This window comes from Pantoea sp. X-Soil-TKNS-1279 (genome assembly GCF_059730565.1).
The window spans coordinates 80,919-107,507 of record NZ_AP035949.1; the positions used below are offsets into that span (position 1 = coordinate 80,919).

At 52.8% G+C, this 26,589-nt stretch carries 27 protein-coding genes and 1 pseudogene; 14 read left to right on the forward strand and 14 right to left on the reverse strand.

Annotation, left to right across the window (positions count from 1 at the left end; translation table 11 throughout):
• Window positions 1-241: 241 nt before the first annotated feature.
• The 3 genes from AC6I8N_RS20590 to AC6I8N_RS20600 all read right to left on the reverse strand — a co-directional run bounded on the left by AC6I8N_RS20590 (window position 242) and on the right by AC6I8N_RS20600 (window position 1,502).
• Window positions 242-514 carry a hypothetical protein gene (locus AC6I8N_RS20590; protein WP_497830980.1) on the reverse strand — a complete coding sequence of 91 codons (273 nt, stop codon included), beginning with the start codon at window positions 512-514 and terminating at the stop codon, window positions 242-244.
• Window positions 515-720: 206 nt separating this feature from the next.
• Window positions 721-1,089 carry a copper homeostasis periplasmic binding protein CopC gene (copC, locus tag AC6I8N_RS20595; protein ID WP_497830981.1) on the reverse strand — a complete coding sequence of 123 codons (369 nt, stop codon included), beginning with the start codon at window positions 1,087-1,089 and terminating at the stop codon, window positions 721-723.
• Window positions 1,090-1,241: 152 nt separating this feature from the next.
• Window positions 1,242-1,502, reverse strand: a complete 261-nt coding sequence (locus tag AC6I8N_RS20600) for a DUF2534 family protein (RefSeq protein ID WP_497830982.1) — start codon at window positions 1,500-1,502, stop codon at window positions 1,242-1,244.
• Between the two features lie 212 nt (window positions 1,503-1,714).
• Between AC6I8N_RS20600 and AC6I8N_RS20605 the strand changes: the two are divergent.
• Window positions 1,715-1,884 (forward strand): annotated as a pseudogene (locus AC6I8N_RS20605) (SDR family oxidoreductase); the annotation flags it as partial.
• A gap of 7 nt (window positions 1,885-1,891) precedes the next feature.
• Here the strand turns inward: AC6I8N_RS20605 and AC6I8N_RS20610 are convergent.
• Window positions 1,892-3,682, reverse strand: a complete 1,791-nt coding sequence (locus tag AC6I8N_RS20610) for a sensor domain-containing phosphodiesterase (protein WP_497830983.1) — start codon at window positions 3,680-3,682, stop codon at window positions 1,892-1,894.
• 533 nt (window positions 3,683-4,215) lie between these two features.
• Window positions 4,216-5,118, reverse strand: a complete 903-nt coding sequence (locus tag AC6I8N_RS20615; RefSeq protein WP_244634062.1) for a LysR family transcriptional regulator — start codon at window positions 5,116-5,118, stop codon at window positions 4,216-4,218.
• 122 nt (window positions 5,119-5,240) lie between these two features.
• On the opposite strand from AC6I8N_RS20615, the gene AC6I8N_RS20620 reads away from it, so the two are divergent.
• The 10 genes from AC6I8N_RS20620 to mdcH all read left to right on the forward strand — a co-directional run bounded on the left by AC6I8N_RS20620 (window position 5,241) and on the right by mdcH (window position 14,289).
• Window positions 5,241-6,548 carry a nucleobase:cation symporter-2 family protein gene (locus AC6I8N_RS20620; protein ID WP_497830984.1) on the forward strand — a complete coding sequence of 436 codons (1,308 nt, stop codon included), beginning with the start codon at window positions 5,241-5,243 and terminating at the stop codon, window positions 6,546-6,548.
• Entirely contained in the window at window positions 6,545-7,021 is a 477-nt protein-coding gene (locus tag AC6I8N_RS20625) for a nucleoside deaminase (protein ID WP_497830985.1), read from the forward strand. Before AC6I8N_RS20620 ends, AC6I8N_RS20625 begins: the two co-directional genes overlap by 4 nt.
• 235 nt (window positions 7,022-7,256) lie before the next feature.
• Window positions 7,257-8,912, forward strand: coding sequence for a malonate decarboxylase subunit alpha (mdcA, locus tag AC6I8N_RS20630; protein WP_208725934.1), 1,656 nt, complete (start codon window positions 7,257-7,259; stop codon window positions 8,910-8,912).
• Window positions 8,912-9,778 carry a triphosphoribosyl-dephospho-CoA synthase gene (locus tag AC6I8N_RS20635; protein WP_497830986.1) on the forward strand — a complete coding sequence of 289 codons (867 nt, stop codon included), beginning with the start codon at window positions 8,912-8,914 and terminating at the stop codon, window positions 9,776-9,778. The genes mdcA and AC6I8N_RS20635 overlap by 1 nt, the downstream gene beginning before the upstream one ends.
• Before the next feature lie 9 nt (window positions 9,779-9,787).
• The gene (gene mdcC, locus AC6I8N_RS20640; protein ID WP_415173509.1) at window positions 9,788-10,087 is read left to right on the forward strand and encodes a malonate decarboxylase acyl carrier protein; all 300 of its coding nucleotides are present in this window, start codon (window positions 9,788-9,790) and stop codon (window positions 10,085-10,087) included.
• Entirely contained in the window at window positions 10,080-10,916 is an 837-nt protein-coding gene (locus AC6I8N_RS20645) for a biotin-independent malonate decarboxylase subunit beta (RefSeq protein WP_497830987.1), read from the forward strand. The genes mdcC and AC6I8N_RS20645 overlap by 8 nt, the downstream gene beginning before the upstream one ends.
• On the forward strand, window positions 10,913-11,701 hold the full coding sequence (gene mdcE / locus AC6I8N_RS20650; RefSeq protein WP_497830988.1) for a biotin-independent malonate decarboxylase subunit gamma: 789 nt from the start codon (window positions 10,913-10,915) through the stop codon (window positions 11,699-11,701). Before AC6I8N_RS20645 ends, mdcE begins: the two co-directional genes overlap by 4 nt.
• Window positions 11,702-11,831: 130 nt before the next feature.
• Complete coding sequence (locus tag AC6I8N_RS20655) at window positions 11,832-12,791, forward strand: AEC family transporter (RefSeq protein WP_208725929.1); 960 nt, start codon at window positions 11,832-11,834, stop codon at window positions 12,789-12,791.
• 2 nt (window positions 12,792-12,793) lie between these two features.
• Complete coding sequence (locus tag AC6I8N_RS20660; protein ID WP_497831155.1) at window positions 12,794-13,399, forward strand: malonate decarboxylase holo-ACP synthase; 606 nt, start codon at window positions 12,794-12,796, stop codon at window positions 13,397-13,399.
• The gene (gene mdcH, locus AC6I8N_RS20665) at window positions 13,396-14,289 is read left to right on the forward strand and encodes a malonate decarboxylase subunit epsilon (protein WP_497830989.1); all 894 of its coding nucleotides are present in this window, start codon (window positions 13,396-13,398) and stop codon (window positions 14,287-14,289) included. The genes AC6I8N_RS20660 and mdcH overlap by 4 nt, the downstream gene beginning before the upstream one ends.
• On the opposite strand, the gene AC6I8N_RS20670 is transcribed toward mdcH, so the two are convergent.
• Together AC6I8N_RS20670 and AC6I8N_RS20675 are read right to left on the reverse strand one after the other, a co-directional pair.
• Window positions 14,274-15,218, reverse strand: a complete 945-nt coding sequence (locus AC6I8N_RS20670) for a LysR family transcriptional regulator (protein ID WP_497831156.1) — start codon at window positions 15,216-15,218, stop codon at window positions 14,274-14,276. The two genes, mdcH and AC6I8N_RS20670, sit on opposite strands and share 16 nt — an antisense overlap.
• A 32-nt stretch (window positions 15,219-15,250) precedes the next feature.
• Entirely contained in the window at window positions 15,251-16,438 is a 1,188-nt protein-coding gene (locus tag AC6I8N_RS20675) for a low temperature requirement protein A (RefSeq protein ID WP_415173505.1), read from the reverse strand.
• 291 nt (window positions 16,439-16,729) lie between these two features.
• Between AC6I8N_RS20675 and AC6I8N_RS20680 the strand changes: the two genes are divergently transcribed.
• Window positions 16,730-18,022 (forward strand): hypothetical protein, encoded by a 1,293-nt coding sequence (locus AC6I8N_RS20680; protein WP_497830990.1) that lies wholly within the window; start codon window positions 16,730-16,732, stop codon window positions 18,020-18,022.
• A 79-nt stretch (window positions 18,023-18,101) separates the two neighbouring features.
• On the opposite strand, the gene AC6I8N_RS20685 is transcribed toward AC6I8N_RS20680, so the two are convergent.
• The 3 genes from AC6I8N_RS20685 to AC6I8N_RS20695 all read right to left on the reverse strand — a co-directional run bounded on the left by AC6I8N_RS20685 (window position 18,102) and on the right by AC6I8N_RS20695 (window position 19,446).
• Window positions 18,102-18,830: a hypothetical protein gene (locus AC6I8N_RS20685; RefSeq protein ID WP_497830991.1), complete on the reverse strand. Its 729-nt coding sequence runs from the start codon at window positions 18,828-18,830 to the stop codon at window positions 18,102-18,104.
• Window positions 18,831-18,913: 83 nt separating this feature from the next.
• Complete coding sequence (locus AC6I8N_RS20690; RefSeq protein ID WP_497830992.1) at window positions 18,914-19,147, reverse strand: hypothetical protein; 234 nt, start codon at window positions 19,145-19,147, stop codon at window positions 18,914-18,916.
• A complete protein-coding gene (locus AC6I8N_RS20695) occupies window positions 19,114-19,446 on the reverse strand; it encodes a gamma-glutamylcyclotransferase family protein (protein WP_497830993.1) in 333 nt (110 codons plus the stop codon). The genes AC6I8N_RS20690 and AC6I8N_RS20695 overlap by 34 nt, the downstream gene beginning before the upstream one ends.
• Window positions 19,447-19,584: 138 nt before the next feature.
• Here AC6I8N_RS20695 and AC6I8N_RS20700 point away from each other — a divergent pair, with 138 nt between their 5' ends.
• Entirely contained in the window at window positions 19,585-19,842 is a 258-nt protein-coding gene (locus AC6I8N_RS20700; RefSeq protein ID WP_244634061.1) for a hypothetical protein, read from the forward strand.
• Between the two features lie 31 nt (window positions 19,843-19,873).
• Here the strand turns inward: AC6I8N_RS20700 and AC6I8N_RS20705 are convergent, their stop codons facing one another.
• On the reverse strand, window positions 19,874-20,560 hold the full coding sequence (locus AC6I8N_RS20705; RefSeq protein ID WP_497830994.1) for a RipA family octameric membrane protein: 687 nt from the start codon (window positions 20,558-20,560) through the stop codon (window positions 19,874-19,876).
• A gap of 178 nt (window positions 20,561-20,738) precedes the next feature.
• Between AC6I8N_RS20705 and AC6I8N_RS20710 the strand changes: the two genes are divergently transcribed.
• Window positions 20,739-21,092, forward strand: a complete 354-nt coding sequence (locus tag AC6I8N_RS20710; RefSeq protein ID WP_208725922.1) for a DUF1428 domain-containing protein — start codon at window positions 20,739-20,741, stop codon at window positions 21,090-21,092.
• A 40-nt stretch (window positions 21,093-21,132) separates the two neighbouring features.
• Here AC6I8N_RS20710 and AC6I8N_RS20715 read toward each other — a convergent pair whose 3' ends face one another.
• From AC6I8N_RS20715 to AC6I8N_RS20725, 3 genes are read right to left on the reverse strand one after another with little or no spacing between them, the layout of a single operon-like run.
• On the reverse strand, window positions 21,133-22,101 hold the full coding sequence (locus AC6I8N_RS20715; RefSeq protein WP_497830995.1) for an acyltransferase family protein: 969 nt from the start codon (window positions 22,099-22,101) through the stop codon (window positions 21,133-21,135).
• Entirely contained in the window at window positions 22,091-25,153 is a 3,063-nt protein-coding gene (locus AC6I8N_RS20720; RefSeq protein WP_497830996.1) for an efflux RND transporter permease subunit, read from the reverse strand. The genes AC6I8N_RS20715 and AC6I8N_RS20720 overlap by 11 nt, the downstream gene beginning before the upstream one ends.
• Window positions 25,153-26,241 (reverse strand): efflux RND transporter periplasmic adaptor subunit, encoded by a 1,089-nt coding sequence (locus tag AC6I8N_RS20725; RefSeq protein WP_497830997.1) that lies wholly within the window; start codon window positions 26,239-26,241, stop codon window positions 25,153-25,155. Before AC6I8N_RS20725 ends, AC6I8N_RS20720 begins: the two co-directional genes overlap by 1 nt.
• Between the last annotated feature and the right edge of the window lie 348 nt (window positions 26,242-26,589).

A 26,589-nucleotide genomic window follows, 5' to 3' on the forward strand; every position in this document is an offset into this window, starting at 1 on the left:
AGACGTCAGTCATCCTGCACGGAGTGCATTATTTAATAAAGAATGAGAACACCATTAGCGACAATTAAGGCTAATGTGGATCAGAATGACTTAACCGGTGGGGCGCGAGGTTGGGAAATGCCAGGAAAATACGGGGTAAAGAGCGGAATAGTGATGCGTGGCGGCGGCGCGCAGCTCACACGCAGGGTCAGCCAGATAATAGCAGCGAAAACCCAAACCATTAATGGAATATGGATCAGCATCAGGCAATATCGTCCATCATGTCACCATGCATCATCATTGACATATTCTGCATTGACGAGGCATGGTACGTGGACATGTCCATGTTATCCATCATCCCGGCTTGTGAATGAGGCATGGCATGATCTGCAGCAACCCTGTGTTCTTCACGGTTCTCCATACGCCGGTGTTCCAGCGTCTTCGATACTTCCGGCGCAACAAACAGCATCAGAATCGCAAAAATTGCGATAACTGCTGGCAGTTTCTTCCGGGAGAGTCGAATGAGAGAAAACACGTCTGTGCATCCAGCTAAGTTAATTCAGATGCGATAGTGTAAGGAAATGGCTGCGAGTGGTTAATCAAATTCTATCATTTTATTTCTGGGTAAAGAAACCCGCAGCAATTAACATTATTTTAACTTTTCTGTGCTGGCTTTAAATCAATCGTTAATTCCAAAAATGACATCCTGTAAGAACAGGATGTCATTGTGATTAGTGGTTATTATTTTACGCTGAAATTATAGGAACCTTGAGTTTTATGGCCATCCACGGAAAGTGCATGCCAGTCAACCTCATAACTTCCTGTTTTTAATGGTGAATCAAGTTTTATGATGAGTTCGGCTTTGCTATCAGGAGAGAGTGTTGCCTTATCAGTTTTAATTACGCTACCTTTGCTATCTTTTAATTCAACACCACTGAATTTTGCTTCAAGATCTTCCGTAAAATTCAGGGTTAACTGAGTGGGTGATACGGAGACCTCACTTTTCGCGGCGGGTTGTGAATTTTTTAGATGAGCATGTGCCTGCGCCTGTTGAGCGAGCATAAAACCTGAGAGAGCAAGCGCCAAAACGCTCATTCTGGACAATTTCATTTTTCTTTCCTTTAACATTTAGTGTTACCAATAGTGAGACAGAGGTAGAGATGGCCTGCAACGCAGGCATTGTCATAAACAAGAGTTCACATCTTAAAAGCAGAGAAGATTGATGTCATTGAGATACGAATCGGTATAGATAAGATAATTCTTTATTCATTATCCTTCTTACCGAAGAAAAATATTGCCAATGGTAGCGAGAAGAAGACAGTTATAATGAGGGTGTAAAGTAACACCATAGCACCTTGCAGGAAGTACATGCCAGTACTCCATTGTGACAAAGGCAGATTATATTCCTCTATCACTCCACCAATTGTCGCACGCAGAAGAACTGCCAGTGCCACCAGGAAGATAGTTGAAACACAGATAATAAATCGGAAACCTTCGCGACTTTTCAACTTTTCACGTAACATGATTAACTCCAATCACCGCCTGGTCAGACGATTAATATTTTACATCTCATCATTAGATTAGCAGATTTAATATTGTAGATACTAATGGAATCCATTCAAATCGTGATTGCATACAGAGTCTATATATAGACTACGCCGGGGAGGTTGATAGTCGGAGCTTAGCATTTAGCTGGTCCTGATCTGGACTATCTGACGTAGTTGTGCGGTAACCTGATGCGAATCCGGCTGAGGGGCCATTGAAAGAATTGATGCACGGCGTTATGGCGATTAAGCGTCAGGGTCGGCCGGAAGAGGTGCCGGAATGGTGGCATGGCTGGCCGGACCGGAAGCCAGTTTTGTGACCGGGGCCATGCACACCATTGACGGTGCGTTTGGTGCCTGATAATCAGCTAACGCTGACAAGTAACATTACGCAGTTTCCAGGCCAGCCAGTTATCCAACTCCTCCTCCCGCAAAGGGTGGGAGTAGAAATAACCCTGCGCCTGGTCACAGCCAAATTCCTTCAATGCCTCAAGGGTTTCCATATTCTCCACTCCTTCAGCCAGCACCATATAATCCAATTCCTTCAGCATGGAGATGATGCTTTTGGTGATGATACGTGAAGCGGTGTCGGTGGACAGGCCATTAATGATTGAGCGATCCAGCTTGATGACATCCAGCGGCATGCGGCGCAGATAGCTGATGTTGCTATAACCGGTGCCGAAGTCGTCCAGTGAGATGCCAAATCCCCGAAGTTTCAGCATCTCCAGGCCATCAATGGCAGCCGGGCTTTCAATAATTCGTTCGGTTTCCAGACATTCAATACCGAGCAACGAGGTTGGCAAGCGGGCGTCAATCATCAGCTTTTCGAGCCAGTCGGCAAAGCCCTTTTTGCTGAAGTCACGGACGCTAACGTTCACGGTAATCGGGAGCTGAATCGCACTATGCTTGAGGCGTTTCAGACGATCTATCGCATGGGTGACTACCCATACCGTCAGTTCTTCTATTAACGTGGTCGGCTCCGCGAGGGGAATGAATTCTGCGGGTGCCAATTCTCCCCTGATGGGATGCGCCCAGCGGATCAGCGCTTCAAGACCGAGCGGTTCACCGCTTTGCAGGCAAATTTTCGGCTGATAAACCAGGTAAAGCTCGCGGTCATGTTTGAGCGCCGAGGCCAGATCATTGACCAGGGTGAAATCTTCTGTCCGGCGTTCATCGGACGCCAGGCTGAAGCTCATAGCGGGGACACCACGACAGATGGCTTCATGCAGGGCACTGACGGCACGTCGCAAAATCTCATGTGCGGAAAGTCGCGAGGGGATAAAGTCCGTCTCTCCGGTGTGGGTGGTCAGATCGACCGACAAACCTTCTCCCATATCGGCACTGATACCCTCAAGCCTTGTGGCAACCCAGGCGGCGCTTAAACGACCGTCTTGTTTGGTTAATACCGCAAAACGTCCCGTCGCGATGGTATACAGCAACGCATCATTACCGGGGCGCAGGCGTAAGGGCAGCAGCGTAGCCACATCTTTAAGCAGCCCCTCAACCGGAGCCATCCCCAGAGAACGTGCCAGCTCATAGGCTCTGGGCATATCAATACAATCGATCAACACCAGGCGTCGCGGCGTGTTATCACCGGAAGATGCGAGAGATTGAAGATCGCGTATCAGGCGTTGGCGGTTAGGCAGACCCGTTACCGGGTCGGTGTAACCCACCGCATGCCATGCTTCAAGAAATGACATCACCAGTTCAGCCAGTAACTTAAGGGTATTCACCTGGTCCGGGTTGAATGGATGGGATTGGCGGTCAACCACGCACAGACTGCCAAGTACCATACCTTCCCGGTTTGTTAGCGGCACCCCGGCATAGAAACGAACAAAAGGTTCACCCACGACAAAGGGATTGTTTGCGAAACGGGGATCCTGCCAGGTGTCATGGACGATCATGGCACCCTCACCGTCAACCACATACTGGCACATCGAATCAACCCTGGCGGTTTTCCCCACCAAAAAGTTGTGTGCGACTTTTATATATTGGTGGTCATCGTCCATTACCGAGATAAAACTACTTGGGATACCCAAGGTTTTACTGACCAGGCTGGTAAATTTTCTCAGTACATCATCCCGGCTTTCATCCGGGTCCCGCAGTACCTGCAACGCGAGACGCTGGCAGCCATCTTCGCTACTGTCGTTTATGTACATTATTCCTCCGCCCTGACCCTGATTCAGATGCGAAAATTAAAATGAAAACGAATTATGTAAACCTGGTAAGCCGTTTATTCCGACAGTGACAGGTCGTTTTTTTTAAGTTGATTATCATAGGCTTGTCGCCAGATTTTGTCATTTTTATTTGTCTTAACGCACTCTTTACGTCTGCAAGACGGTAATGGAGAACCATTGAAAAGAAAAACCCGCACGGAGCGGGTTAAAATGCTGCACATTTAATTCAGGAAAATTCTCGTACGCAGCACGTTGCTGTGTGTGTGCTTTGCGTTGCTATAATAGCAACGAGCGTGGCGGTGTACAGAAAATGATCGGCGAATTAAATTGACCGTGATGATTAGATTTTTAATCCCAGTGAATTATTCTGCCAGACAGAAGTTTTCCAGATATAAAAAAGTATTATTAATTAATCAGATGGCAGTAAATATATGTTTATGGATTTACATTCATGATGATAATCACCGTGAATAACATCTCGGGAGCAAAATAAAAAAAATGGCGAGCCACGTTTTTCAAAGTGTCGTGCTATTTCCCGCCGCATCTCGTTCAAAAATTTTATTTTTAATCAGCCGGTCAATCAGCCAGCTTAATGCACGGCCTGGCTGTTTCTTGCGCGACCATAGCAGGTCCACGCCGACAACCCAATCGGTATGCGGGTATTCCTGCTGGCGCAATTCCGTCAGCACACCTTGTTCCAGCTCTCGCTGCACAAAAATGCGGGGCAGGGAAGCCCAGCCAAGTCCGGCAAGCGCGGCATCAATCATCGCGTTGTAACTCTCCACCCGCCAGGTCATCGGGCTGCCGAGATATTCCGTGGTGGAGATGGTTTTCTGCTGCTCACCGAAGGTGATATGTCGCCAGCGATGGAGATCGGCAAATGACACCGGCAGACGTTGTGCTAACGGGTGTTGTGAGCTGACCACATGCACCATGATCAGTTTGCCTAACTGCGCGAACTCAATGGCATCGCTGTCAACCGGGCGAGACATGGAGATACCGACATCCACTTCATTTCTTCTTACCATTGCCTCCACGTCACCCTGAAAGGGTTCACGCACATGGATATCCACTTCCGGGAAATGCATAGCAAATTCGTATAGTACGGCGGCGACGGTGGTGTAGGGGACTTCAATCGCCAGGCTAACGTGTGCCTCGGTTTGGATATTGAAGGCACTGACCCGCTGCTCCAGCGCGTTGCATTGCTCCAGAATGGTTTTGACATATTCCCGCAGAGTCTGGCCTTGCGGGGTAAGGCTGATTTGGCGTGGGGTGCGCACAAACAGGTTGAGGTTAAATTCGTCCTCAAGGTTGCTCATCGCCATATTCACCGAGGATTGTGAACGCTTCATCAACCGTGCGGCAGCGGAAAATGATCCTGAGCGGGCAACCTGCTCAAAGGTCATAAGTTGATCCAATGAATACTTCACCTGACACCCTACCTTTCAGTTTTATTGAAAGCAGCTAATTATTGGTTGCCATTTTTAATTACATATAGTTGGGCGGTCAATCATTCAATGGTTCATTTTCAGGGGGCTGTATGGAAAGCGTGTTAAACAGCGAGCAGGCGGAAAATCCGCTCACCGTCCGACGTATTCTGTCGCTGGGATTCCAGCATGTGTTGGTGATGTATGCCGGCACCGTAACGGTTCCGCTGATTCTGGCATCAGCGCTGAAACTCTCAGCCAGTGAAACTATCGTGCTGATCAATGCCTGTTTACTGACCTCGGGATTAGCCACCCTTTTACAGTCGTGGGGAATAGGGCGTTTTGGGGCGCGTTTGCCGTTGATTCAGGGCTGCTCTTTCGTGGTGCTGGGGCCGATGTTAATGGTCGGGCATGAGTTTGGTCTGACCTCAGTGTTTGGTGCGGCGATTGCCTGCGGGTTATTCACCCTGCTGGTGGCCCCGATTTTCAGCCAACTGGTGCGCTTTTTTCCGCCGGTGGTGATTGGCTGTGTGATTACGTTAATCGGTATCTCGCTGATGCCCGCGGCCGCTATCTGGCTGGGTGGTGGCAACCCGGATGCGCCTGATTTTGCCAGCGTAGATAAACTGCTGTTGGGGGCCGGAACCTTAATCATCACGCTGATTTTCTACTGCGCGACCCGTGGCGTGTTGCGTAACTTCAGTATTCTTTTTGGCTTGTTTTGTGGTTCGGCACTGGCATACCTGGCAGGAATGACAGATTTCTCTGCGGTCACCACTGCCGGTTGGGTGGGTTTTAGCCTGCCATTTGCCTTTGGCATGCCGGAGTTTCATATCGCACCCATTGTGGTGATGTGTCTCTCCATGCTGATTGTGATGACAGAAACCACCGGCAACGTGTTGTTGATCGACAAACTGATCGGCCAGCCCACCACCTCCCGCCGCCTGGCGGATGCCATTCGGGCCGATGGACTCTCCACCATGCTCGGCGGCTGCCTGAACAGCTTTCCGTACAATGCATTTTCGCAGAATGCCGGTTTGATAATGTTGACGAAAGTGACCAGTCGACTGGTGCTGATTGCTGCGGGAGCGATTCTGGTGGGCTTAGGCGTGTTCCCGAAATTAGGCGCGATCATTGCCGCCATTCCCAGCCCGGTGTTGGGTGGCGTCGGTATTCTGATGTTTGGTATGACCATCAGCGCGGGTATTCAGGAGCTGAAAAATACCGATTTCAATAATGAAAAGAACATCCTGATCATCTCTGTCTCGGTTGCCGTGGGGATTGTTCCGATGGCCTTTCCGGCAATTTTCCATGTCCTGCCGCCCTCCTTAAAACTGATTTTTGACAGCGGTATCTTCCTGGGCGGTTTCACCGCCGTGGTATTGAACGCCATCCTGAATGGTTATGGGGCACGCACATGATTAATGACCAGGATATCCACTTTCTGCGTTTATCAAATGAGGTCGGCAGACGCGCTATCGCATTAGGCAAACATCCGTTTGGCGCAGTGCTGGTGGCACCGGACAATCAAACCGTTTTGCTGACGCAATGCAATATCGACACGGTGAACCATGCGGAATCGACCCTGGCGCGCATCGCCGCCAGCAACTTCCCAGCGGAATATTTGTGGCAATGTACGCTTTATACCGCCGTTGAACCCTGCTGCATGTGCGCCGGAACCATTTACTGGGCCAATATCGGACGGGTGGTATTTGGCATGAGTGAAACGCGCTTACTGGAATGCACCGGCAGCCATGAGGAAAACCCAACCATGAGCCTGTCGGCAGCAGCGGTTTTTGCTCACGGGCAGAAACCTATCCGTTTAGTCGGCCCGGTGGCTGCATTGGATGAGGAAACCTTTGCGCTGCAACAGTCGTTCTGGCAGAAACGTTAAGTAAACCGTAGCGGCGCGATTTATCGCGCGGATTTGTCCGGCAACGCGCACAGAATTGCGCGATAAATCGCGCCGCTACGCCAACGTCGTTGATCCCCATCAAACTTCTGAATATCCAATCATTACTCTCAGGCTAATGATCTGCTCCGCTGCTTGATTGATGGAACCGCCCCCTGACGCCAGACTGAATCCAGTTGAAGCAATCATTGAGATTCGCGAATTCAGGAGGTTAGTCATGTCATCAGGACAGCATTCGCCGCGCGTCTGGAATACGCGGCGCATCGAAAAACAGCGGAGACTGGCAGAAGTGAAGGTGGCAGGGAAAGTGCTACCGAGCGATCAAATGGCAGAGATGCTTGAACGGTTGATCTCCTCGGGTGACCGGGTGGTGCTGGAAGGCAACAACCAGAAACAAGCCGATTTTCTCTCGCGCATGTTGGCGCAGGTCAATCCCGCCAAAGTTAATAATCTGCATATGATCATGCCGAGCGTCGGGCGCAGCGAGCACCTCGATATCTTCGAAAAAGGCATCGCCCGTAAACTCGATTTCTCCTTCGCCGGTACGCAGAGCCTGCGTATTTCGCAGCTGCTGGAGGATAACATCCTCGAAATCGGTGCTATCCATACCTATATCGAGTTGTATTCGCGCCTGTATGTCGATCTGGCACCCAACGTGGCGCTGATCGCTGGTTACAAAGCCGACCGAAAAGGCAACCTGTACACCGGGCCGAGTACCGAAGACACCCCGGCGCTGGTGGAAGCGGCTGCCTTCCATGATGGCATCGTGATCGCCCAGGTCAATGAACTGGTGGATGACGAGTGCGATCTGCCGCGTGTCGATATTCCCGGCTCCTGGATTGATTTTGTGGTGGTGGCGGATAAACCGTTCTTTATTGAACCGCTGTTTACCCGCGATCCGCGCCTGATTAAACAGGAACATATCCTGATGGCGATGCTCGCCATCAAAGGCATCTACGCCGAACATCAGGTGCAATCACTTAACCACGGTATCGGTTTTAACACCGCGGCGATTGAATTGCTGCTGCCGACTTACGGTGAGCAACTCGGCCTGAAAGGCAAAATCTGCAAGCACTGGACCCTTAACCCGCATCCGACCCTGATCCCGGCCATCGAAAGTGGCTGGGTGGAGAGTGTGCACTGCTTCGGTGGTGAACTGGGGATGGAAGAGTACATCCGCGCGCGTCCCGATATTTTCTTTACCGGTGCCGACGGTTCAATGCGTTCAAACCGCGCGATGTGTCAACTTGCCGGTCAATACGCGGTGGACATGTTCATCGGTTCGACCTTGCAGGTTGACGGCCTCGGCAACTCCTCCACCGTCACCCGTGGTCGTCTGGCGGGCTTTGGTGGCGCGCCAAATATGGGCCATGACCCACACGGACGCCGTCATGCCACACCCGCCTGGCTGGCAATGATCAACGAGCCAGATCCGTTGCAACGTGGGCGCAAGCTGGTGGTACAGATGGTGGAAACCTTCCAGGCGGGCGTCAAACCGACCTTTGTGGAAACCCTCGATGCCGTTGAAGTGGCGAAAAGCGCCGGTATGCCGTTGGCCCCGGTAATGATCTACGGCGACGATGTGACCCACGTTCTGACCGAAGAGGGTATTGCCTACCTCTACCGGGCGACCAGCCTGGAAGAACGTCGGGCGATGGTGGCTGCGGTGGCGGGTATCACCGATATCGGTCTGGGTGTGGATGCTAAACGCGTGGCTGAATTACGTCGCAGCGGCAAAGTGGTGTTCCCGGAAGATATCGGCATTCGTCGTTCAGATGCCACCCGTTCACTGCTGGCTGCCGGTAGCGTCGCTGACCTGGTCGAGTGGTCAGACGGCCTCTACAACCCGCCCGCTAAATTCCGGAGCTGGTAATGAAACGACTCTCACCCACACCGGTTGAACATCATCTGCATCAACTGGCGCAGATGGCGACCGCGTGTCTGATCGAAGAAGTGAACCTCACGCCCAAACCTGGGCTGGTGGATCGCCGTGGCAGTGGGGCGCATCACGACCTCACGCTGGCGCTGATGGAGCGCTCTGCGCGTAGCCTGACGCCTACCTTCTATGCACTGGCACAACAAAGCTGGCAACGACCGGCGGATATTGCGCTGCGGGAAACCATCGGACAACTGGGACGTGAAGGTGAGAGGCAAATGATGGCCGCCACTGCCGGGGTTAACACCCATCGCGGTGCTATCTGGGCGCTTGGCTTGCTGGTCAGCGCTGGCGCGATGCTGGCGGGGACTGGCGACAGCCAACGCGTCTGTGAGGTTGCCGCCCAGCTTGCCCGTTTGCCGGATCGCGCGTCCCCGAAAACCTTCAGCAAAGGGTTACGGGTGGTACATCGTTTTCGTGTACCGGGTGCGCGTGAAGAGGCGCAGCAAGGTTTTCCCCATATTACCCGGCTGGCGCTGCCGCAACTCCATGCCAGTCGCCGTGCCGGAGCCGATGAAACGGCAGCACGCATTGATGCGCTGATGGCCATCCTGACCTCGCTAACCGACACCTGCGTACTGCACCGGGCAGGTTTACCGGCGCTGCGCGCCATGCAGGAGGGTGCGCGCCAGGTACTGGCGGCCGGGGGCTATGCCGGGGCGGCAGGGCGCAAGGCGCTGGAAAAATTGGATAACGCGATGTTGAGGTTCAATGCCTCGCCGGGTGGGGCCGCCGATTTACTGGCCGCCACGCTGTTTCTTGACCGCATCACCGGCGCTCAGGCAGCAACATTTAATGATTAAGAGGTAGCTATGGAACACATAACGTTGTCATACCCGTCCAGCCGTACGCTCAGCGGCAAGGCGCTGGCGGGCGTGGTGGGATCGGGGGATATGGAGGTGCTGTTCACGGCGGATGATAGCCACGTTCTGAACATCGCTATCACCACGTCAGTCAATAACAGTCACGCGCGTTGGGAAGCATTGTTCAATCGCCTGGCGCAGCTCACCGACTTGCCTGCGGGCCAACTGGTTATTCATGACTTCGGTGCGACACCGGGTGTGGCGCGTATCCGCATTGAACAGGTGTTTGAGGAGGTCGCTCATGCGTAACGACAGCAGCTTTATTGAGTTACGGGCGCGGCAACGGGCGCTGGCGCTACTGGATGCCGGTAGCGCACGCGAATTGCTCGACCCGTTCGCCGGTGTGATGTCGCCCTGGTTGCCACAGCAGGGCATCGTGCCGCAGGCCGATGACGGCATGGTGGTGATGAAAGGCAGCCGCCACGGCAAACCGACGGTGGTGGTGGCAATCGAAGGCACCTTCCAGGGCGGCAGTATGGGTGAAGTGTCCGGGGCCAAAATGGCCGCCGCGCTGGAGCTGGCGGCGGAGGACAACCGTAACGGTATCCCGACGCAGGCCATTCTTTGTCTGGAAACCGGTGGGGTGCGGCTACAGGAAGCCAACCTCGGTCTGGCGGCGATTGCCGATATTCACGCGGCGATTGTGGATCTGCGCCGTTATACCCCGGTCATCGGCATTGTCGCCGGTACGGTCGGGTGCTTTGGCGGGATGTCGATTGCGGCGGCGTTATGTAGCTATCTGATTGTCACCCGTGAAGCGCGTCTGGGCCTGAATGGTCCACAGGTCATTGAACAGGAAGCCGGGATAACAGAGTACGACTCCCGCGATCGTCCCTTTATCTGGAGCATGACCGGCGGCGAAATCCGTTATCAAAGCGGGCTGGTCGATGCGCTGGTTGGCGATGGCGTGAATGCGGTGCAAACCGCCGTCGATGCCGCCGTCGCTCAGGGCGTTCCGGTGCAGCATCGTAGCGAAAACTACGCCTTTTACCTTGATCGCCTGACGCGTTTCGACACCCAACAGCAGGCCAATACGGCTGTGATTCATCAGGTCTTTGCCCCGGAGGTGAAAAAATGAGCACAAATAACAGCCGTGGTGAACGGTGGTTTAACCAACTGACCGGCGGTGCAGAGCGGATTCAGGGGTTGTGTCCATCGGTACTGGCCGCTGACGCCGACGGTGTCCGTTACATTGCGGTCGTCCCGGATGCACATAACCGCTATCCGCGCGCTGCCAAAGGTGAGGTGGGGTTACTGGAAGGATGGACGCTGGCGAAAGTGGTACAGGAAACCCTCGCGGCCGATGCTAACAGCGCCATCAAACGTCCGATTGTGGCGGTGATTGATGTGCCGAGCCAGGCCTATGGTCGTCGTGAAGAGGCGTTTGGTATCCACCAGGCATTGGCGGGTGCGGCAGGGGCGTATGCCCAGGCACGTCTGGCAGGTCACCCGGTGATCGGCTTGATTGTCGGTAAGGCGATGTCCGGGGCGTTTCTGGCGCACGGTTATCAGGCCAATCGCCTGATCGCCTTCAATGACGCGGGCGTATTGGTTCATGCCATGGGTAAAGAATCCGCCGCACGTATTACGCTGCGCACCGTGGAAGCGCTGGAAAAACTGGCGGCCACCGTACCGCCGATGGCTTATGACATCAGCAATTACGCCACACTGGGTTTGCTGTCCTCGCTGCTGAATATCGCCGACCCCGATGCGCCTGGCGCGTCTGATGTACAACGCGTTCGCGATACCTTAGTGGCGGCGATCGAGGATGCCCGCAAGGATCCACGTCGTGGTTCCGGTGAAGTCGCTGTCAATCGACAGGCTTCGGCAGATGTCCGCGCGCGTATGCGCGCCAGTTGGTAGTTAAAAATAAAAAACAATAAACCTGCCGGATAGCGACAGGGCCGGGTGTGTTGGTACACCCGGCTAACTGTAGCGTCTGTTAAATAAACACCATCGCGTCAGTATTCACTCTTCTAATAACAGGTGATTTATGACTTACGTGATTCTTCATGCCCTCGCGCCCATTTTTGTCATCATGCTGCTGGGTTTCTGGGCGGGCAAAGCCGGGATGGTCGATAACAAGAACGTCTCGCTACTGAATATTTTTGTTATGGATTTTGCTTTACCCGCCGCGTTGTTCAGCGCCACGGTGCAAACGCCGTGGAGCGGTATCGTGGCGCAGATGCCACTGATTGCCGTGTTGACTCTGGCGATGTGGATTGCCTATGCAGCGCTGTATTTCATCGCCACTGGCGTATTCAAAAAGTCGCCACAGGATGCCGCGGTGCTGACGCTGACAGTGGCACTGCCGAACTATGCCGCGCTGGGGCTGCCGATTCTGGGCAGTGTGGTTGGTGAAGGTTCGGCGACATCACTCTCGGTGGCGGTGTCCATCGCCTGTGGTTCGGTGCTGATGACGCCGTTTTGCCTGCTGATCCTCGAACGGGAAAAAGCGCGCGCTGCCGGTGAAACTCAACGCTCCACCCTGGCAATGTTGCCGGTGCTGATGTGGCGTTCGGTGAAAAAACCTATCGTCTGGGGACCGTTGCTTGGGGTGGTGCTGTCGGCGTTTGGCGTGAAGATGCCGGATCTGTTGCTGGCATCGATTAAACCGCTCGGACTGGCGGCCACTGCGGCGGCGTTGTTCCTGACCGGGGTGATCCTCTCGGCACGCAAACTGAAAATCAACAGCATGGTGATCAGCTCCACCGTGACCAAGTTATTGATTCAACCGGCGCTGGCCTGGGGTATCGTACTGGTGTTTGGTTTACATGGCACCGTGGCGATCACCGCGATTCTGATGATCGCGCTCTCCGCCGGTTTCTTTGGTGTGGTATTCGGTAACCGTTTTGGCGTGCAGTCGCCGGATGCGGAAGCGGTGTTGCTGTTAAGTTCACTGCTGTCGATTCTCTCGCTGCCGCTGTTTATCTCCTTAACCGCAGGAATCTGATGATGAACATCACCGCACGTCCCCATGACTTGCTCTGGCTGCGCCATGATACGGCGCTGCTCGGGGTGACAGACCCCTGGGTAGCTGAGCTGTGGCATTGTCAGCAACCGGTGGTGGTGCGACGTGATGTGATGAAACAGGGATTGATTCCGGTTGGCGTGCGTGGTCAGGCACGCCATCAACGGGCGGCAGGATGGGTGGCCCCGACTGAAGTGGTTCGGGTAGTGTCACCGGAAATGCTGGTGGTGCCGAGGCAGTTAAACCACCATCCAACGGTGCAGGCGTTGGTGGTGCTGCGTCAGCATCACTGGCCGTGGGAGTGGGGCGTGACCGGCAGCACCGGATTTGCACTGGCTACCGGCCTGCCGGTGCTGCATCAGGACAGCGATCTGGATTTGCTGATCCGCGCGCCCAACCCGTTGCGACCCGCTGATATGGCCCACTGGCAACAGGTATTGTCGACGCTACCCTGTCGCGCCGACAGCCAAATCGAGACACCGCAGGGCGGTTTTGCCTTAAATGAGTGGCTGCGCAGTGGGCGCGTGCTGCTAAAAACCGCAACCGGACCGCGTTTAACGGACAACCCCTGGGCAGAGGAGACGCCATGAAAACCTTGTTTACATTTCCCGGCCAGGGCGCTCAGCGACCGGGGATGCTCAGTGACCTGCCGCGTGATGACACCTGGCAACAGGCGCAACAGGTATTAGGTGATGAACTGTCGCGGCTGGATAGCCATGAGGCGTTACAGCATACCCGTGCGGTACAACTGGCGCTCCTGATTGCCGGGGTTTCTGCGGCGCGTGGCTTGATGGCGCAGGGTGTACAACCGGATATGGTGTGTGGGTTGTCGATTGGCGCGTATCCGGCGGCGGTGATTGCCGGTGCGCTGGACTTCGCCGATGCGTTACGGCTGGTGGCGCGGCGTGGTGATCTGATGGAAGGCGCCTATCCGCACGGTTATGGCCTTACCGCCATCAACGGCTTGCCGCTGCAACAGGTGGAGCCGCTGGTGGATAACCAGCACAGTTTTATCGCCAACATTAACTCAGAAGCGCAGATCGTCATTGCGGGAAGTGAGGCGGCGATGCAAGCCGTCGGTGATAAAGCCCGAGCGCAGGGCGCAAACTGTGTACGACGGTTGGCGATCAGTGTGCCATCCCATTGCGCGTTACTAAATGAACCGGCGCGGATACTGGCGCAGCACATGCAACAGCTGTCGCTGCAACGGCCACGTTGTGCTTACCTCAGCGGTAACAGCGCCAGGGTGTTGTGGCAACCGGAGCGCATTGCTGATGATCTGGCGATGAATATGGCGCGCCAGGTACGCTGGCATGAGGCGATGGTAGCCGCAGAAGAACGTGAGGTGCGGCTGGTGCTTGAGATGCCGCCAGGTGGGGTGCTGACCGGACTGACGCGCAGTACACAGCCGCAGGGCGAGTGTCTGGCGCTGGAACGCAGCAGCGTGGAACTGGTGCAACATCTCTACGCCCGGGGCTGAGCCTTATCCTGTAAACTCAGCGCGTACATCCGGCCCTCCGCAACTAACGCCAGCAGATTGGGGTCATGTTCGCGATTGCGGGCGAAGACGATGGCGATCTGCTGACGCATCTGATACGGTTCGGCCAGCTTGCGGAACTGCAAATCGTGTTCGTATTGTTTACGCATGCGGCCCGGTACCAGTGAATATCCCATACCGGCCTGCACCAGACTGAGCATCGAAAAAATATCATTGACGCGGGTAACGATATTGGGTTCAAACCCCGCGACATGGCACGCTTCCTGAAAGCCAGTGAAGGTAGCGAATCCTTCATCGAGCGAGACGAAAGGTTTGTCACTGTACTCACGCAGATCGACATCTTCTGTGGCATCGCGGGGTTCAGCGCCAGGCACCGCCAGATAGATGTCGTCCTGAAACAATCCGACCTGCTCAAACACCTTCTGATCGATTTCCGTTTCCGTCACCGAGATGATGATGGCGTCCAGTTGATTATTTTGCAGCATCCCCGTCAGTACCTGATTCGAACCCATCGTCAGGTTTAACTCCAGCTCCGGTCGGCGCAACTTCATATTCATAATCAGACGCGGCACGGTTTCCAGCGACAGCGAATACAAAGTGCCGATGCGCAGATGCCCCAGCCCAATACCTGCGGTGCGGAGCGTCTCCTCCAGCCCCTGACTCAGGGTTTGTAACGCTTCACGGCTGTACTCCAGCAGTGTCCATGCGGCGGGCAGCGCCACCAGATTGCGTCCCTTATGGGTAAACAACGGGCAACGCAGACTCTCTTCCAGCGTATGCAGCGCGCGGTGCACGCTGACGGTACTGATACCGAGGGTTTCTGCGGTACGCGCCAGATTTTCGCTTTCCATGTAAGTGCAGAAAATGAAAAGTTTGCGTACCGTCAGATCATTGTCGAAATTGAGTTTCATGGATAAAGACTTAAAAATGAAGATGATGGTTATCATACACCTTTCATTTTAATCATGCGGCGCTGATGCACCCGTGATTCCGCCAGGGCGGTGATCAGCATGATAAGGGTGGTCAGCCAACCGGCCTGTTCCAGCGTAAGGACCGGCATCAGCGCCACGGCCAGACACAGCGCCAGTGCGCCAAGAATATGGGTAATCGGGATGGCGCCGTACACCACGCGTTTGTAGATGGCGCTACCCACCAGGAAGATGACCGACCCGGCGCTAATCACCGCGCCATGCAGCAGCGTTACATGATGTTCCGGGCCTTCCTGGATGAGGTCATTCCCTACCGCCATCACGATAATGCCACCCACCAAAATGACGTGAATATAGTGAAAACGTGCGCCCATGCGACCGGGATCAGGAGAATGGGTGATGGCTTGCGTTGCCTGCTCGCCGGAGGTGCCAAAGTAAAGCCACCACACCGCAAGCGCTGAAAGAAAAGTAGCGCACATGGCTGATAGCACCGGGAAGGTCCATGCCTCGCTCTCCGCAAGGCTGCCACCGGTGGCCAGCAGGGTTTCCCCTAACGCGACGATGACGAACAGCTGGCAACGCTCGGTGAGATGAGCGCCTTCAATAGTCCAGTCGCGTGTGGCGGATCGTCCCATCCCGGGAAAGGCAAAACCGGTCATTGGCGAGAGATATTCACACAGCACCGCTAAGGCCCAGAGGGCGGTGCGTAAACCGCCGCTGCTCAGTGCTCCGGCACACCAGATCAGCGCTGAGATCACCAGCCATACCAGCATCCGGCGGTAATTCGCTGTCAGGGCATGCTGCGGGCCTAGGATACAGACAATCCATGCGGTACGGCCCACCTGAATGATGATGTAAGCGATAACGAAGAACCACACCCGCTCACCGAATGCTTCTGGTAGCGCGGCGGCCATCACCAGCGCAGCCGCCATCACGCCAAATAGCAACGCCCGGATCTGTGGCGTATCGGGACTGAACCAGTTGGTTACCCAGCAGGTGTACTGCCAACCAAGCCAGACCGCAAACCACAGAATCAGCGTTTGCAACATCCCACTGGCGCTAAGGTCATGCAGCAGGGTATGACTGAGTTGCGTTACGGCAAAAACGTAAACCAGATCGAAAAACAGTTCTTCCCAGGTGACGCGGGCATGGTGCCCATCGCGCTGGCGCAATAGCGCATTCAGGCCAATTTTATCAGTCATTCATCAACCTCCGGTTAAAAGAACGCCGCCAACCACGAAGATAAAAGAAGAAACGCAGGATATAACTGGAACTATCTCAACTCAAAAAACAATAATCTACTAATGATTATCTCGCTAATTTTACCCTTGTTAATCTTCACTTCACACACTATAGCTGTTGCCGTAGATTAGCTTTTGGTTTCGGGATGAAACTACCTCTTAAAGGAACTCAGCGGTCGCGTGACGTGGGTAATTAAAACGCCCTTGCTCGCGATGAAAAAAGGACGCCAATAAAATTAATAAGGTGTCAATATGAAAATATTTTTTCTACTCATCACTTTCATACTTTCTGGTTGCTCAGCAGGTCAATACTCCAAATGTTCCGATATGGAGAAAGCATTACATTCTCCCTCGTTAAGGAGTAATGCCAGTGAGTTCGATGCTGCCTACAGTCATTTTCTTGCCAGTTGTAATATACAGGAATACAAAGACGTTCAGGGAGTCACAACGTTTGAACTGGAAAGTATCATCATAGAAAACGCTAGCAGAAGCGGTGATTATGAGAAAGGAATCAAACAATTTAATCAACTGCTGTCGGCTATTCCTCCTTTCGATAAATCAATCGGGGGATCGAACCTGGCCGTCTCGACCTACGGTAATCTTTTTAAACTTTACGATGGTAGGGCGAAGAAAAATAGCCGCCCGGTTGATGTCTACAAAGAGTATGTCAATATTATTGACTCGCGAGGGAATTTTCTGTTTGTGAATGATATGGCGACGCTGGATATTCCCGCCTATCAGGCAATGATGAAGAACGGTGATACCAGCGCGAAAACCATTAATGATTATGCGGTTTCGTTGAATACCATGCCAGATGCCAAAGCGAACGATTATCGTCCGTTGCTGGATTTTATGGCGAATAACAAAGACTACGCAAAATCATACCAGCAGTTACAACAACAATATACGCTGCTGCAAGCCTCGCAACGTAAAGCGGAGGCGGCTTATCCTTTCGGTGGACAAAGTGATTATAACGATACTCAGGCCAATCGTTATAAGCTGATTGCTGACGTGATGAACGAAAAAGGTTTCACCGGATTAGGTAAGACCTCAGCGGATATCGCAGGCAGATATGTTGCACAGTCACAATATATGGCCGCGCTGGACGCCAGCAATGCGCAAGCGCAAATCGATAACCAACGGATTGAAGCCGAGAATGAGGCTAAAAATCAGCAATTGGTGTCTTCACTGGTCGGGGCGGCGACCGGCATTGCTGTCGCCGCATCAACCGGTCAGGATGTGATGCAGGCCACGGGTGTGCAACTTAATAACGTGGCGATTGCGACCTCTGATGATCCTGAGCAGATGCAGTCAATACAGACGGCGTTAACCAGTGCTGCCGGAGGTCAAAGTTCCGGGCGTCAATGTACTTTTGCTACCGCATCGAAGTTTAAAAGTTGCTGCAAATCAGGGGGTGGAAAAGTGCGGATCTCACCGGGATCGGATGGCGAGACGACTTATACCTGCGTGACGGGGCGGTTGCATGAAACCTGCAACTACATTGGGGAGCGCATTGTCGGGCAGTGTGGCATGGAGGATCGGTAACACGCAGTGGCTCGCAGTCAGAGGATGAGCCGCAGGCTTTGCCGCCTGCGGCTAAATAGGTGTACGAACCGTGCGAAGATTAGCGATCTATCGAAAAATCAGGAGGAACGATAAACTCAGGAATATAATCCTCTCGATCCAGCAGGCTGAGGCCATAGTATTCATACACTGGCTCACCTTTGTCGGTATTTCCCAGCCAAATTCGGACCAGTAATCCACCTTCCACTATTCTTTGCTTTCCATCAGGGCCCCATGAGGGAACGGAAATCTCTACGGTTTTATCACCAACTTTTGCACCCAGTGACTCTAAAACTATCTTGTCAATTTCTATCACTTCTACATGTTTCTCTTTCGAGATACAACGGAGAGGGGAGGTGCTTAATGTATTTGGATTGAAATCATATAACTCATCGGCTTTATTGATGTTTTTTACTACCCATTCATTATAGAATGTGAGTTCGCCGATGGTAATAATGCCTTTCTCATCAACGCTTCCGTTAGCAGAAATAAGATCGGGTTTTTTTATAATAATAGATTCAGCAGTGAGATCAACGTTCGATTCCAGCTTCTTTAAGCCATCCTGGCGTATATATGTTGGATATTTCCCCTGTGCAATCTCACTGGCGGTTGCTTTTCTTATTTCGACCGGGCGCTCTGGTTTTTTATAGATTAATACATCGTCCTTGAATCTGCCTGTGACAATCTGACTATCACCGGGAAAGATCAGTGTGGTTTTGGGTTCGCTTACGCTATCAGGAATGGATAGTGCAGCAGTGGATGCTGACGCGTTGAGGGTAATGCCAGGCATGATTTTCCTTTAGTTTCGTAGGTTGAAAATGGATCAAAATATTTGCGTATTTTTTTATGTAAATAACGTGGGGGATTTAATGTTTAATTTTTATCGATGTTAATATAAGTGGGAGGGTTGAAAAATAGGGAGAAACTAATTTCAATATTATACCCTGTTTCCCTCATGGTAATTTCATGAGGGAAAGTTTTCCTTTTAAAACAGACTACGACGGTTTTGGTTGTTTTGATCAGCATTGCTGACTGGCGGCCACGGACATTATCGCCGTGACCGCCGATGCTCATCAGGCAATGCGCGGTTGCAATTGGTAGATCCATGCCGTGATCCGTTGACCTTCGATGGTGGTCACATCCACCTCGACCCGGTCATAACCCTCTTCAAACTCATCCAGCATCGGCCAGTGAGGTTCCAGGTTGTTGGATAAAAACAGATAACCGTCTACGCGAGGGCCGTTTTTATCCAGCACAATGCCGGGAAAATCCGCCGCTGCTCCCCAGCCGCGTTCATAAAAAGTCCCTGTCACATGCCCGGCCAGCCATTCTCCGCCGATATTTTCTAAAATATGCGCGTTGGAACGACCCGGACACAACGTGCCGTAGACAAATAAACGTTTCATTTTCCCTCGTAAAATCAGACAAAAGAAGCACTTTAACCCTGAACATCCGGCCTGTCATCCTGAGTGATAAGTGAGATCTATCGCATTGAAAACTAATAACGTCTGGCTGATGTCAGGTTGGAGACGAATAATCAAATCATGACTATTTATCGTGTAAGAGTCGGGTTTCATAACCCGTCGGCCCTGACTTTCAGGCAACTTGATGAAATTCTCGAGCCACAACGTTTCTGGCGAACCGAGCCGGAGCGTGGCCAGTTTCGTTATTTCACCGAATATGAATACCAATCAGACGTACGGGATCTGTGTTCAGTGTGCTCGCTGGCATACTCACAAGCGTGTCGGGTAAGAAAGTGCCCGCTGATACTGGTAGAAGTGCTATCGGAGGCGGAATCGTAGCGGCGCGATTTATCGCGCCGCTACACCAGATTTAATCTTTCTCTTTTTCGTCATCAGCGGGGATCAACGGTTCATCAATTTCGCTCTGCTGGCCGGACTTAAGTAACTGAAGATCGAGGATCACATAAGTCATAGTGCTGATAAACAAGGAGATCACGCTACCAATTACGCCGCTGGTGGTAAAAGTGAAAAAGTTATACATCACCACCCAGGTCACGCTGATAAATAACGCCAGTGAGATGGTGATCGTTGGCTGAGAATAATGCGTGGTGCGCGCGCCCATCACATTGATTTGATGGCTCAGGTTGCAGGCGGTGTACTTTTCCAGCAACAGAATGCCGCGTTCCCAGTTACGTACCCGGCGTGCACTACTGCGGGTAAAAAACAGGAACAGCAGAGAAAGGAAAAACCCGGAAAAGGCAATCAATACCGGCACTGCTTCCAGCGCATAAGCAATGCTTTTATGGCTTGAGCTGTTGGCTGTGAGATCTAAGGTCAGCGACGCACCCAGTCCCGCATAGAGGAACACAAACAGCGCGAGGAATAAGGCGCTGCGTTTCCAGTCCAGTTCTGCCTCGGTATTTACCTGCTGGCGAGCAACCTGAAGGGCCTGATGCAGTTGTTTCGACTGGGGAGACTCTGTTTCGATGCTCTCAACTTTCTCGCCAAATAAGCTCTGGATAAAGGGCTGGTCAGCCTGATCAATGATAATGCGCATAAAATTCCGTATTGACTAACGAGGATGAAGGCGAGTGTATCGTAAATCAGCGTAACAAGCCTGGATGCTGTCAACCTGTCATTTTGCCGCCCGTCACGCAAACCCCACTGGTCTATTTTTCGTACACTTAATCTTCGCGGCCACCACTGGCCGCGTCATTAACGACGGAGGAATTCCTATGCCTTATGTTGATGGATTTGTTGTGCCGGTCCCGCTGGATAAAAAAGAGGCCTATCTGGCAATGGCGGCTAAGGCCGCGCCTTTGTTTAAGGAATTCGGCGCGACCCGTATTGTTGAATGCTGGGCGGATGATGTACCAGACGGCAAACTCACCGACTTCCGTATGGCGGTCAAAGCTGAAGAGGAAGAAACGGTGGTGTTTAGCTGGATTGAATATCCTTCCAAAGAGGTACGTGATGCCGCTAATGAAAAACTGATGGCCGATCCGCGCATGAAAGAGATGGGCGAGACGATGCCATTTGATGGCAAACGCATGATTTACGGTGGTTTCTCACCCATTCTTGATGAATGAGCGGGTTGATGGCTGTGCGGCGTGCCGCCAGCCACCTCACTCACAAGCTAATCAGTTTTTTCACTCCGGGAATCTGTAACAACAGCAACGAAATCATCATTGATACCACCACAGTCAGGCAAATCACCATGATCTTATCGGCCAGCGAACGGATGGAAATCGACCATGCGAGGATGTTGAACACCAGGTAATGCAGGATATAAACCCCGGTCATAGTTTTACCGAGGGTGGCGAACAGCGCGGGCACCTTTTTCCAGTGCGCAGGCACGGTTATCCCGTTGACGCTAATCGCCATCAGAATCACCAGGAAATAGACCTGGGAGCCGGTCAGTACGAAATCATTGCCGGTAGTGATAAAGCGCGCGATAAAATAATAACGTTCATAAAGCCAGGTAAACAGATACACCACAGGCAGTAATAATAAACTGAGCCGTACCACCCGTATCGATTGCAGCAGTTGTACCACGTCTGGCAATGCCATCAGACGACCAGATAAGTAATACAACACCCAGGTCCAGATACGATATTGCGGTAACAGCGAGAAAGCGCGTGTATTCGGGTAGAGCACGGCCAAAATGTCATACAGGAAAGCGGCCAACAGCAGCACAAAAATAATCGACGCCATTTTGCCAGGGAAAAGAAGCAGGCGGTCAATCACCGGTTGCGAGACATAAATCAAAATCAGGGAAATCACAAACCACGGTTGAATCAGATAGCCTTTATTTTGCACCCCGGCAAACCAGAAAAAACTAAACCAAAAGAGAAAGATCAGCAAAATGCGCCGGATCTTCTCCAACTGCCAGTTTGGACTGTGCTTCTGTCCGGCATCGAGATAGCCGCTCAACAAAAAGTAGAGCGGCGTGGCGATGGTGGAGATAAAACTCAGGATATTCAGCGCGAGGCTGTAATTATAATTGTAGCGGTCGTAGCTCTGATACATCGTGAAAAAGGAGACCGCCGTCATACATGCCAGGGTTTTCAACAAATTCAACCCGATATTATTCATCATCAGCGTCCCTGGCATGGAAACAACGATACAGCACCGGCAACACCAGCAGCGTCAGTACCGTCGCAAAACCCAGCCCGAAAATGATCACGACCGCCATGCTCTGGAAAAACACATCGCGCAACAGCGGCAGCAGACCCAGCACGGTGGTGAACGCGGTCAGCAAAATGGGGCGTAAACGCGATGTGGCGGCATCGAGAATCGCCTCCTGCAACGCTTTTTGCTGTCGGAACTGACGCGTCTCCTCCAGTAACACGATGCCGTTGCGGATCAGCATGCCGGACAAACTCAGCAAACCAATCAACGCCATAAAACCAAACGGAATGCCGGTGAGTAAAAAGCCGCAGGTGACACCAATCAAAGCCAGCGGCACGGTGATCCATATCGCCACCGCATCTCGCAAAGAATTGAACATCAGAATGGTGATGATAAACATCACGAGAAACCCGATTGGCAGCGAGCTTAACAGGCCGCTTTGGGCTTCGCGTGAACTTTCCAGTTCTCCGCCCCATTCCAGCCGATAGCCGGGAGGCAGTTGGAGTTGTTCAATTTGCGGCTGGACGCGCGCCACCACCTGGGCCGCGGTTAATCCTTGCGCCGGGTCGGGATCGGTTTGTACCGTCAATACGCGCATCCGGTCGCGTCGCATAATCAGCGGGTCTTCCCACTCCAGGCGGAAATCAGAAATCACGTTACTGAGCGGGACAAAATGTTGCAGCGAGGCGCTCCAGAGCTGGATGTTGGCGATATGATCAATATTCTGCCGCTCCTCCGGCGCCGGGAAGAGCATGATCGGAATCAGCCGTGAGCCATCCCGGAAAATCCCCACCGCATCGCCACTGAAATTCATGCGCAGCGCCTGGTCAATGTCGCGCTTGTCGATACCCAGTTCCTGACCGCGTAACGCTGAGTATTGCGGTCGGATCACCTTGCTACGCTCCTGCCAGTCATTGCGCACCGGGAAGGTGGTGCCATCTGCCTGGAAAATGCCATCAATCTGGCTGCCGATACGACGCAGTACATCCGGATCGGGACCGATGACACGCAGCGCAATGGCACTGTCACTGGCGCTGCCGAACTGAATGCGTTTGATACGCTCATTCACCTGCGGATATTGCTGCTGAATGTAATGTTCGGTGGCTAAGGCAATCCGCTCCAGTTGGCGGCCATCTTTGACCCGCACCATAATCTGAGCGTAATTGCTGTACTGCCGGGTTGCGTCATAGGTCAGGGTAAAGCGCATCGCACCCTGACCGATGGTGGTGACGGTGGCATCGACGCCTGGTTCCTGATTAATAAAACGCTCGATTTCAGCCGCCGTCGCGGCGGTAAAATTGATATCCGTGCCATAGGGCAACCAGAGATCGGTGAAAAAAATCGGCGTGTTGGAGGAGGGGAAAAAGTTTTGTTTTACAAAGGTGAAACCATAAAGAGAGGCAGCGAGGCAGGCCACCATCACGGTGATGGTCAGCCAGCGTAGCCGAATTAAGCTCACCAGCGTGCTGCGATAAATGCGAAACACCACACCCTGATAGGGAGATTGATCATCCTGTGGTGGTAACTGCAATTCTTTACGGCGCGCTTCACTCCATTTAATAAACACCGGCGTTAGCGTCAGCGCCGTGATCCAACTGAGCAGCAGAGAAATCAGCAGCACCTGGAACAGCGATTTACAGTACTCCCCGGTTGAGTCTTGTGACAGGCCGATCGGTGCAAACGCAATGATGGCAATCACCGTGGCTCCTAACAGTGGCAGTGCCGTGCGCTTGACCATCTGCGTGGTGGCCTGTTGTAACGGTTTACCGCGTTGTTGGTCGATCTTGATGCCTTCCACCACCACAATGGCGTTATCCACCAGCATACTGAGGGAGATAATCAGCGCCCCCAGCGAGATGCGCTGGAGTTCCAGCCCAAACAGGTACATCACCAGCAGCGTGCCCAACACGTTAAAGGTAAGCGAGGCAGCGATGACAATACCGCTGCGCAGTCCCATAAAAATCAGCAGCGTACCGACTACAATCGCCAGCGCCATCAGGAAGTTAAGGATAAAGCCATCCACCGACTGCTTCACTTCATGTGCCTGGTTATAAAACACTTTCAGCGAGATGCCAGCGGGTTTGTCCTGTTGATAATCCTGAAGCTTTTGTGTCAACGCATCGCCCACGTTAATCACGTTAACGCCGGGGGCGAAAGAGACACCAATCGCCAGCGCATCATGACCGTCGGCATGGTAGAGGTTATCCGGCGTGTCGGTGACATCGTGTGACAGGGTGGCAATGTCATGCAGATGGAGCGTTTGCGTGGTGCCAGGACGGGATATCGGCAGGTTGGCTAAATCCTCCAGAGACTGAAACTCCCCGGTGGGGTTGAAACGGATCGATTCTCCCTCAAGACGGATACTCCCGGCGTTAGACACCACATTGCTGCGGCTGAGTAAGTCGGCCACGCGCGCGGGCGTGATGCCGTAGCTGCTCATTTTGGTGCTGGAGAGGGCGATGCGAATTTGTTCCTGTTGCACCCCGGCGACGGCAACTTTCGCGACCCCGGGTACCAACACCAGATCGCGCCGCAACTGGTCGGCATAATTGCGCAGTTCGTCGTTGCTGAAGTCTTTGCCATAAATAACAAAGAAGTAGCCATAGACATCGCCAAAATCGTCATTGACGAAGGGTTCATTGACACCAGGTGGGAACTGGCGCGCCGCGTCACCCACCCGTCGCCGGAGTTCATCCCAGATTTGTGGCAGTTGGTTGGCAAGATAACTGGTGTGAATTGAGACGGTGATCTGCGACAGACCATTGCTGGAGATCGAGCTAACGTTGTCGAGTGAAGGCAAGCGTTGCAAGGCATTTTCCAACGGGAGCGTGACCTCTTCTTCCACCTGCTGCGCCGACGCACCTGGATATTGCGTGACGATCACCGCCGCCTTGATGGTGAACAACGGGTCTTCAAGACGACCTATGTTTAGCAGGGCGTAAATCCCGCCGACGCCCAGCAGCAAAATCACCATCCAGATACGGACAGGTTTATTAATAAAGTTGTCAATAATCCGCATTATAACCCCCGCTCACGGGTCCAGATACGGATCGCTTCACCCTCACGCAGCTCGCCTGTTCCGGCAGACACCACGCGGTCGCCTGTTTTCAAGCCGCTGATAATTTCAATGCCTTCGGCACTGATGTTGCCCACTTCAACTTGTTGATCTTTGACGTGTAAATTGTCGCCTTCACCAACAATCAGCCAGACATGTGGCTGATTGGTTGGGCTTCGATCCGGATTGAATACTGCCGCAGCGGGTACCACCACCTGCGATTGCTGTGGTGCGTTCGGCAGGTTGTGCAACTGAATACGCACGGTGCCACTTAGCCCGGCCACATTCGGTAAATCGGCCGGACGGGGCATGGTCAGCACCACCTGCCAGGTGAGCGTCGCGGCATCGGTTTGCGTGCTGTGTTCTTTGTAGCTGGCAGTGAACGTTCTGTCGGGTAGGGCATTGAATTGCACTTCAGGTTGATAACTGGCGTTCTGGATATCGAGGGCGGTGAATAAACTCTCCGGTACAGTGAAAATCACATCCAACACGTCGGCGCGGGTCAGCAAGGCGATGGGTTGTCCGGCGGCAACCACCTGATGATTACGCACATTGACGCGGGCAATCACGCCATCAAACGGCGCGCTGAGGGTGAGGAATTGCAACTCTTCCTGAGCCACTTTCAGCGCGGTGGCTGCTGCATCGCGATTGGATTTCTGTACATCCATATCCGCTTGCGACACCGCGCTGCGATTGGAAAGGGTACGGAAACGCTGATATTGCCGATCGGCCAGTTGGAAACTATTTTGCCGGTCTTTCACGCGTAAACGTGCATCGGTGTCATTTAATCGGGCGAGGGTCTGGTTCGCTTTTACCACCATCCCGTCACGTAAATCGAGTTGTTCAATACGGCCTGCGCGTTTAAACGCCAGTTCGGTGTTATCACCCGCCTGGATACGCGCCGGGAAGACGCGCACATTGCTGGCGCTGCCGGAGGTGATGGTAAACGCTTTAACGACGCGGGGTTGGGGAGGCGGCGGTTCTTTTTTTTCATCGCAACCCGCAATTAGCAATGTACAGGCAAGTAAAAGTATAGCCTTGTATTTTATCATTATTTTCCCTCATCCCGTAAATACCACGCCATGAATTAAACAGCTCGCAAGGATTAAACAAACGATCTTCATGAAATATGCGATACCACAACATAGGTCAGCAAACCGACCAGCGTGGTGGCAACAACGGCCATGATAACGAATCCACAAACCAACTTAACTGTTTGTATTTCCATTACTGTTTACCTTTATTTTTTTATCCAATGATCCTGGAAGGGCACGCATCCAGCCGGAAGCTGATGGTGCAGGCAAAGTAACATTGCCATTCTGATAATATAGATTAGATTTAATTTATCTCATTCAAATCATTAGTCAGATCGCTTTCTCGGATAATGATGTCAGCAGGTG

Coding starts and splice junctions, on each gene's coding strand:
- AC6I8N_RS20680 (WP_497830990.1), top strand. CDS start 16,730: ATGAAAATATTTTTTCTACTCATCACTTTCATACTTTCTGGTTGCTCA.
- copC (WP_497830981.1), bottom strand. CDS start 1,089: ATGAAATTGTCCAGAATGAGCGTTTTGGCGCTTGCTCTCTCAGGTTTT.
- mdcE (WP_497830988.1), top strand. CDS start 10,913: ATGAGCACAAATAACAGCCGTGGTGAACGGTGGTTTAACCAACTGACC.
- AC6I8N_RS20695 (WP_497830993.1), bottom strand. CDS start 19,446: ATGAAACGTTTATTTGTCTACGGCACGTTGTGTCCGGGTCGTTCCAAC.
- AC6I8N_RS20685 (WP_497830991.1), bottom strand. CDS start 18,830: ATGCCTGGCATTACCCTCAACGCGTCAGCATCCACTGCTGCACTATCC.
- mdcC (WP_415173509.1), top strand. CDS start 9,788: ATGGAACACATAACGTTGTCATACCCGTCCAGCCGTACGCTCAGCGGC.
- AC6I8N_RS20645 (WP_497830987.1), top strand. CDS start 10,080: ATGCGTAACGACAGCAGCTTTATTGAGTTACGGGCGCGGCAACGGGCG.
- AC6I8N_RS20715 (WP_497830995.1), bottom strand. CDS start 22,101: ATGATGAATAATATCGGGTTGAATTTGTTGAAAACCCTGGCATGTATG.
- mdcH (WP_497830989.1), top strand. CDS start 13,396: ATGAAAACCTTGTTTACATTTCCCGGCCAGGGCGCTCAGCGACCGGGG.
- AC6I8N_RS20700 (WP_244634061.1), top strand. CDS start 19,585: ATGACTATTTATCGTGTAAGAGTCGGGTTTCATAACCCGTCGGCCCTG.
- AC6I8N_RS20720 (WP_497830996.1), bottom strand. CDS start 25,153: ATGCGGATTATTGACAACTTTATTAATAAACCTGTCCGTATCTGGATG.
- AC6I8N_RS20675 (WP_415173505.1), bottom strand. CDS start 16,438: ATGACTGATAAAATTGGCCTGAATGCGCTATTGCGCCAGCGCGATGGG.
- AC6I8N_RS20620 (WP_497830984.1), top strand. CDS start 5,241: ATGGAAAGCGTGTTAAACAGCGAGCAGGCGGAAAATCCGCTCACCGTC.
- AC6I8N_RS20655 (WP_208725929.1), top strand. CDS start 11,832: ATGACTTACGTGATTCTTCATGCCCTCGCGCCCATTTTTGTCATCATG.
- AC6I8N_RS20690 (WP_497830992.1), bottom strand. CDS start 19,147: ATGGATCTACCAATTGCAACCGCGCATTGCCTGATGAGCATCGGCGGT.
- AC6I8N_RS20610 (WP_497830983.1), bottom strand. CDS start 3,682: ATGTACATAAACGACAGTAGCGAAGATGGCTGCCAGCGTCTCGCGTTG.
- AC6I8N_RS20725 (WP_497830997.1), bottom strand. CDS start 26,241: ATGATAAAATACAAGGCTATACTTTTACTTGCCTGTACATTGCTAATT.
- AC6I8N_RS20710 (WP_208725922.1), top strand. CDS start 20,739: ATGCCTTATGTTGATGGATTTGTTGTGCCGGTCCCGCTGGATAAAAAA.
- AC6I8N_RS20705 (WP_497830994.1), bottom strand. CDS start 20,560: ATGCGCATTATCATTGATCAGGCTGACCAGCCCTTTATCCAGAGCTTA.
- mdcA (WP_208725934.1), top strand. CDS start 7,257: ATGTCATCAGGACAGCATTCGCCGCGCGTCTGGAATACGCGGCGCATC.
- AC6I8N_RS20600 (WP_497830982.1), bottom strand. CDS start 1,502: ATGTTACGTGAAAAGTTGAAAAGTCGCGAAGGTTTCCGATTTATTATC.
- AC6I8N_RS20660 (WP_497831155.1), top strand. CDS start 12,794: ATGAACATCACCGCACGTCCCCATGACTTGCTCTGGCTGCGCCATGAT.
- AC6I8N_RS20635 (WP_497830986.1), top strand. CDS start 8,912: ATGAAACGACTCTCACCCACACCGGTTGAACATCATCTGCATCAACTG.
- AC6I8N_RS20670 (WP_497831156.1), bottom strand. CDS start 15,218: ATGAAACTCAATTTCGACAATGATCTGACGGTACGCAAACTTTTCATT.
- AC6I8N_RS20625 (WP_497830985.1), top strand. CDS start 6,545: ATGATTAATGACCAGGATATCCACTTTCTGCGTTTATCAAATGAGGTC.